Origin of the sequence: Nonomuraea sp. NPDC049141 (assembly GCF_040648415.1) — a bacterium.
Lineage (GTDB): Bacteria > Actinomycetota > Actinomycetes > Streptosporangiales > Streptosporangiaceae > Nonomuraea.
This window is the reverse complement of sequence record NZ_JBEZDR010000066.1, coordinates 1-6567: the sequence shown is the minus strand read 5'-3', so window position 1 is coordinate 6567 and position 6567 is coordinate 1. Positions and strand designations below refer to the sequence as shown.

The following is a 6567-nucleotide window of genomic DNA, read 5'->3' as shown; positions in this document are numbered from 1 at the left end:
AGCCACGCCCCCGGCCCAGCTGATAACGCCCTGACCAGCCCGCCTTCCCCAAGGCAAAGGACGAAAGGGGCATCAACTCGCGCAATGCCCACTCAGACAAAAACCCCACAGGCATGGGTGACAACGGTAGACATGTCACTGATCACCGTCAAAGCGACGATCACGCTAGATGTCTGGATTGCGAACCTGAACCAATCTCACACCGAAGCCGGTCGTCACACTTCGCTCAAGATCATTCTCATCGCCAACGGCTGTTTCCGGGTTCCTCAACCCCGCTGAAGTCCCAGAGTTCATGCGAACTGAAGGTTCATCGAGCTGAACTGAAGGGTCTTCATGCTTCATGGGCTGTTTCGACCCTTGGGTTCGTCGCGACTGGCGGGGTCTTGCTCTTCGGCTGCGGTGGCCAGCAGGACGCGGGCGTTCTCGGCATAGCGGATGGCGGTCTTGGGGTCGAGGCCGAACACTGCGGCGAGGTGGAGCGGGTCCGGGCCGTGTGTGAGAACTTCTTCAAGCTGCCGATCAACGCGAAGGCGTTCGAGCGTGGCAGCCTGACCGCGGAGCCTCTTGGCGAAGTAGATCTTGGAGACCGAACCGGTGCCGAGGGCACTCAGCTGATTGATCAACAGATGAGGATTGGCTGTGTTCGGCCAGCGGGTGCGCCGGTAATCGAGCCATTCGAGCAGGATCTGATGGGTGAACTCGTCGATGGGGCGGGTGCGGCCGGCAATGGTGAGCCGTCGGTTGCCGAGGTCGACGTCATCGAGGAGCAGGGAGCGGATGGCGCCGGTGCGGGCGGCGTGAACGGCGGCGAGCATGAGCACGAGCCGGGCGGCCGGGGTGGTGGCGGCTTCGGCCGCCCGGTCGATGTCGTCCTGGTCGAGCCGCTGGACGAGGCCGTAAGGATGTTGACCGATGCGGATGCCGCGGGTCGGGTTGCGGAAAATGCTGCGCCGTTTGCGGCAGAACGCGAACAGCGATCGGACCGCAACCAGGAAGTTCGAGCGGTGAGATCCCTGCAGGCCATCGAGGACCGCGGCGAGGTCCTCCCGGGTGACTTCCCGCAGGTGGTCGTATCGGTCCGACCAGTGCAGCAGCGTAGGACGCAGCCGGTTCACCTGGATCCAGACCGACTTGATGTTGCGGGGCTTGATCCGCGGCGTGCCATCGTGCAGCGTCCGCGCCCAGGCCTCGACGTCGTCTCGGATGCCTGGGGCGAGTCCTTCGAGCTTGGCTTCCAGCCACCCGTCGAAGGCCGGCGGCCGGTCATCGACGAACACCCCCATCTCCTGCAGCACCTCGACGGTCCGCTCGACGGTAAGGTCCAGCGCGCGCAGCGCGGGCAACACCTGCGAGTAGTAGGCGACGTCGAGGCAGCCGTGCCGGGACAACAAGATGATCAGGGCGCGCCGGACAGCGAATCGAACACCACGCCGCCACCCGCGCGCCTCGCCCCGCCGATAGGCGAGATAGAGCCCCCAGCTCAGCCACGGATTGGCGAGATCGACATCGGCGCTCTCGTTGAACCTGGTGAAGTCCCGGCGTGCTTCGAACAGCCTGAGCTGGATCCACCGCTCGGCGGGCCGGACCGCAGGCGGCGGGGCGGCTTGGGCCGCGACCGCCATCCCCGTTCGTGGACTGGGCTCTCGGGACGGCGTCGTTTCATCCGGTCGAAGAACAGCTGCTGGAACGGCAGTTTTCCCCCGGACTCCAGGACCGAGACCGCGCCGCGGGGCAGGCCGCCCGCGGCCTTCGACTCATAAGCGGCTTGCTGCCAGCACAACCTGCAGTAACCCCGTTTCAGCGCGAGCGTCCGGCTGCACCCGGCGCATTCGCCCTCGCTGCCCGGGTAACAGTGTCGAAGCACGGTGCAGGACGAGCATCGGCGAGCGCCGAGGACTCCCCAGGCCAGGCAGTCCATGCAGCTCTGCAGACCATGCAGAACCCGTCGCGGCGGCATGTCACGCAGGCGGCAGAGAACGACCGTCCTTCCGCTTCGGAACCACGGGTGGGCCACCCGAGACTGCTGCCGTGACCTGCTTGTCCTAGCCGTCATCGACGCGTCTGACCTTGTCGGGCTCCGGGATGAGGAGCTCTTCGACTCCGCAGCCGAGGACAGCGCAGATGATGTTGAGGTCGTCGAGCTTGATGCTGGCCGGCTCGCCGGACCACAGGCCGGACATCTTCCCGGCGCTGATCTTCAGACCGTGATCGGCGAGCATCTGCTGGAGCTCGGAGGCTTTCCAGATGCCGCGGTTGGCGGCCGCGAGCCGCAGATTCCACTTCATCGCCGTAGTCCTTCCAGCCGGGTCGCGGCACGTTGCTGACCGGCGAGCCATGCGTCTTCGACGTGCGTGCCGGTGACGTGCACGTAGTTCATGGTTGTGGCGATCCAGGCGTGCCCTAACAGCTGCTGGATCGCGATCAGGTCCATCCCCGAGGCATAGAGCTGGGAGGCGCAGAAGTGCCGCAGGACGTGCGGGGTGACAACGTCCGGCCAGTCCGGCAGATGCGTCTGCGCTGCTCTGGCCAGCGCGGCGCGGATCGTCTCGTCCCCGACCCGCGCCGCGCTCCCATCGGTGTTCTTCCGCTCTGACAGCAGCAGCGGAACACCGGGCCTGGTGTGGTCGTCGCCGAACTGGCCCCATACGTCCTCGACGAACCAGCGCAGCGTCCCGCCCGCGTTGTTGATCAGGGGGACCATCCGCTCACGCGGGCCCGACCCGCGGCGCCCTTGCCGAGACGGACGTGGAGCTTGCCGAACCGGCCGAGGTCCCACTTGATGTCGGGCAGGTCGAGCTTGCAGGTCTCGTTGACCCGCAGGCCGACGTCGGCCATCAACCGGCAGGCGGTGAAGTTCCGGGCGGCGGGCGCGAACTTCCGGCAGGTCGCCAGTTCCTCCCGCCATCCGGCGAACAGCCTGCCGACCTGATCGCTGGTCGGCGGGATGCGGAGCTTGGCCTGCTGACGGCCGCGTGGCCGGTTCATCTCGTCGATCGGGCATTCGACGATACGGCCGGTCATCTGGTGAATCTCGATCTTGTGACGCAGCTCCAGGAACAGGTAGAACGTCTTCAACGCCTGAGCCCGCGCCAACCGCGTGCCCTTCGCTGTGCTGCGCAGCACCTTGCCGAAGTAGACGTCGGCGTCAGCGGGTTCCATCTCCCATAGCGGCCGGCCGAACCACGCCCGCACCTGCTCCAAGTGCACCACGTCGGACGAGATCGTGCCGTCCGACAACCCTGCGGCGCCCGTGCCAGCACGAACCCGGCCAGCACATCGGTCTCCAGCGCTTCCAGGTCCTCAGCAGTGGCCGGAGCACGCGCCACCCGAAGATCTTTCACCACCGCCAGCGTCAACTCCGGCCTCCTCGCCTTCACCATCACAGCAAGACGAACGAGCAGGACGATAGACCTTCAGAATTCCTGAAATCTCATCAATGCTTGAAGAAGCCGGAGCGCCAGTACATAGGCTCAGGTCCTGCGGCTAGAGAGACCTGAGAGACCCGCAGCAACTCAAGGGATATTTCTTACACGGCCCGTGCCCGTCACCGCGAGCGGCACCTTGCCTGTGCTGCGCAGGCCGTCCACGGGAGGGGCGCTGGAGGCATGGCTGCTCGGTTTGCCGTCGCGGACCCTACGGGTAGAACGTCGGCGCCGCTGTCGTTGATCGTGACGATCATTTGCCTGCGCAGGACGGCTCTGCTTTCGCCCCCTGGCCTCCGCAACCCGATAGACGTAGTACACGTAGTAGCCCTCGTCGATGTGCTCGCTGGCCTTCGTCGAGCTCGGGTTGCCGCCTCTCGTCATGCCGACGAGTAGCACTGCCGAACTGACGCGTCGCACCTGCACCACGGCGTCCGCCACTATCCGGTAGCCCGGTGGCGACCTGGTTAAAATCACGGCACTGGTCCGGCGGGATGGGGCTCCAACGGCCTGACTCTCGTCGGCTCAGGCTCTTGACAATCGCAAATATTTGGCAGGAAATCTGCGGAGATTGACCGTTGTGCCACTCGTGAAGCGCCCGTTCAGGGTGGAAAACTTCGGGAGCGCGGAACGTGTACGACTACATCGACGACAGGAGGCTCTGGCCGATAACGGAAACGCACTTTCCTGATGCGCTCCATCGACGGCCTGTGACGCGTCCTGCCGGCCTTAGTCTTCAGACTTGGTCAAACATGCACTTAGTCCAGAACACAGGATCGCCTATGGACATTCAGTATGACGGCCACTGACCACTCAGCTAGCTCTCCAGGAGTTCCCTGCCGACGAGTGCCATGAGCTTCGCGATCAGAGCATGCCAAAGCCGAATCGATATCGCAGATAAAGCCTCGAATGTCCTCGTTTGAACGCTCCCAATCGGAACAGGAAAAGAATGAACCTATGGATACGCCGCATGGTCAGCTTTATGCTGTTGTTATCAGCGGTTTTCGTTGCGCAGGGATCGCCGACCGCCGCCAACGCGGTGGTGGTTGCCCGTGGTTCGACGGCGAATACCGTCGCTTCCTTCCCGAATCGGGGCATTTACCTGTGTGGGGAGCCGCAGCCCGACGACTCCACCTATGAGATCGTGATGGCCAGCCAGGACGTGGAGCCCCGGGGGATCTTGCATAAAGTTCCCAACCAAGGGTCGACACCGGCCACCGCCACCTTCACCGTGACCGAGAAGGAGTCACTGTCGGTGGAGACCAGCGTGAGCGGCTCGTTCGAGGTCTCGAAAGTGGTGGGTGCGTCCATCTCGGCCGGGGTAGCCAGGACCGTGGCGACCGAGACCGCCACTGCCCAAGGACTCACGATTTCGGTGGACCCGCACGGGACAGGGTACGCGCAGGCGTATGTTCAGTTCACGCGGGTCGCCTACAAGGTCACCGGAGACATCATCCGGGTCAAGGCGTTGGGCCTGTGGTGGTGTTGGGACCAGCCGTGGCACAGCGTCCGGTCAGCCAAGATCCCCACAGCGTCGATCGTCTGCACCTGGAAAAGCCCGCAGACCAAGTGCAGCCGGACAAATTTCCCCACCGGTGGTGCCGGCTCCGGCCAGCCACCGGGGAGCAATACCCCCGGCCCCGCGCCCGGCCCGCAGCCGGTGACCGACGTGCGTGACCTGGCCGACGGCACGCTGCTGCGCACCACCGACACCGGCCGGATCTACAAGATGGTCGGCGGCGCCCCGGTGTGGCAGGCCACCTGCAATGACAACATCTGCTCCGGAACACCGCGCCCGACCACGCAAGGGGTGATCAACGCAGGGCCCGCCACTCCCCGCAACGCCTTCTCAGCGATCGACCAGCGCGGCCGGATCTACATCTTCGTCGGCGGCGCCCCCATCTGGCAGGACTCCTGCGCTGCCCCGGTATCCTGCGGCACTCCGGTGAAGATCTCGGACTGGTCCATCGACGCCCGTGACCACATGAACCAGGCTCCGGCCGATGGCACCCTGGTACAGGCCAAGGACGGCAGCACCGACCTGCCTGTGGCCATGACGCTGGGCGGCGCCCTGGTGCCCTTCGCTAGCCCTCAGGAGGTCATCGACGTCGGCCAGGGCGCCGACTGGGCCAGCCGAGTGGTGGCGATCGCGGCGGGCAGCTACAACCGGATCGGCTTCATCCCCGCCGACGGGACCCTGGTCCAGGGCACAGCCGGTGGCGCCTCCACTGCGGTCGCGATGTTCCTGGGCGGTGCGAAGATACCGTTCGGCAGCCCGCAGGAGGTCATCGACTCCGGATACGGCGCCGACTGGGCATCGAAGGTACGCGCCATCCCCGCCCGGCACTTCAACACCATGCCCACCGTCCCCCAGGACGGCACCCTCGTCCAAGGGTCCAAGGGGTCGACTCCTGTGGCGGCTCTCATCGGCACGGCAAGGGTGAACTTCGGCAGCCCACAGGAGGTCATCGACGCCGGGTTCGGCGCGGACTGGGGGACGAAGGTGCGAGCCATTCCGGAGCGGGCCTTCAACGCTCTGCCGACACAGATCATGGACGGCACCCGAATCAAGAACGGCACCTTGACCGCGCAGGCCGTGGTCGTCGGCAGCGCGAAAATGCCCTTCACCAGTTTGGAGGAGCTCAACGGTTCCGGATACGGCGACCGACCCGTGTGGACCGTCCCCTCCCGCACCTGGGACGCCCTGCCAACGAATATCGCGGATGGTACGCGGATCAAGAACGCGGGTTCAACGGCACAGGCGGCGATCATCGGCGGGGCGAAGGTGCCCTTCGCCAGCATGGACGAACTCAACGCCGCTGGCTACGGCGATGACCCGTTGTACGTGGTGCCCACCCGCGTCTGGAACACGCTGCCCAACAACATCGAGGACGGCACCCGCATCGGCAAAGCCGGCGACTCGGCCCAGGGCGCCGTCGTCGGCGGCGCGAAGATCCCCTTCGCCAGCATGGACGAACTCGAAGGCGCTGGCTATGCGAACACTCCGCTGCACATGCTGCCATCTCGAGTCTGGGACGCGTTGCCGACCAAGATCGCCGATGGGACGCGGATCGCCAAGGCAGGGACGACCTCGGAAGCCGCGATCGTGGGCGGGGCGAAGGTGGAGTTCCACACGATGGAGGAG

At 65.4% G+C, this 6567-nt stretch carries 6 protein-coding genes; 2 read left to right on the top strand and 4 right to left on the bottom strand.

Annotated elements, in window-relative coordinates:
* Positions 1 to 279: hypothetical protein (locus tag AB0B91_RS63925; protein WP_358342763.1), on the top strand; the 279-nt coding region annotated here is incomplete at its 5' end.
* A 59-nt stretch (positions 280 to 338) separates the two neighbouring features.
* On the opposite strand, the gene AB0B91_RS63920 is transcribed toward AB0B91_RS63925, so the two are convergent.
* From AB0B91_RS63920 to AB0B91_RS63905, 4 genes are all read right to left on the bottom strand, one after another.
* Entirely contained in the window at positions 339 to 1622 is a 1284-nt protein-coding gene (locus AB0B91_RS63920; RefSeq protein ID WP_358342761.1) for a hypothetical protein, read from the bottom strand.
* A gap of 420 nt (positions 1623 to 2042) precedes the next feature.
* Positions 2043 to 2285: a helix-turn-helix transcriptional regulator gene (locus AB0B91_RS63915; RefSeq protein WP_358342759.1), complete on the bottom strand. Its 243-nt coding sequence runs from the start codon at positions 2283 to 2285 to the stop codon at positions 2043 to 2045.
* A complete protein-coding gene (locus AB0B91_RS63910) occupies positions 2282 to 2701 on the bottom strand; it encodes a tyrosine-type recombinase/integrase (protein ID WP_358342757.1) in 420 nt (139 codons plus the stop codon). Before AB0B91_RS63910 ends, AB0B91_RS63915 begins: the two co-directional genes overlap by 4 nt.
* Complete coding sequence (locus AB0B91_RS63905; RefSeq protein WP_358342755.1) at positions 2689 to 3210, bottom strand: hypothetical protein; 522 nt, start codon at positions 3208 to 3210, stop codon at positions 2689 to 2691. The genes AB0B91_RS63910 and AB0B91_RS63905 overlap by 13 nt, the downstream gene beginning before the upstream one ends.
* Before the next feature lie 1392 nt (positions 3211 to 4602).
* On the opposite strand from AB0B91_RS63905, the gene AB0B91_RS63900 reads away from it, so the two are divergent.
* Positions 4603 to 6567: hypothetical protein (locus AB0B91_RS63900; RefSeq protein ID WP_358342753.1), on the top strand; the 1965-nt coding region annotated here is incomplete at its 3' end.

Coding starts and splice junctions, on each gene's coding strand:
- AB0B91_RS63920 (WP_358342761.1), bottom strand. CDS start 1,622: ATGGCGGTCGCGGCCCAAGCCGCCCCGCCGCCTGCGGTCCGGCCCGCC.
- AB0B91_RS63915 (WP_358342759.1), bottom strand. CDS start 2,285: ATGAAGTGGAATCTGCGGCTCGCGGCCGCCAACCGCGGCATCTGGAAA.
- AB0B91_RS63910 (WP_358342757.1), bottom strand. CDS start 2,701: ATGGTCCCCCTGATCAACAACGCGGGCGGGACGCTGCGCTGGTTCGTC.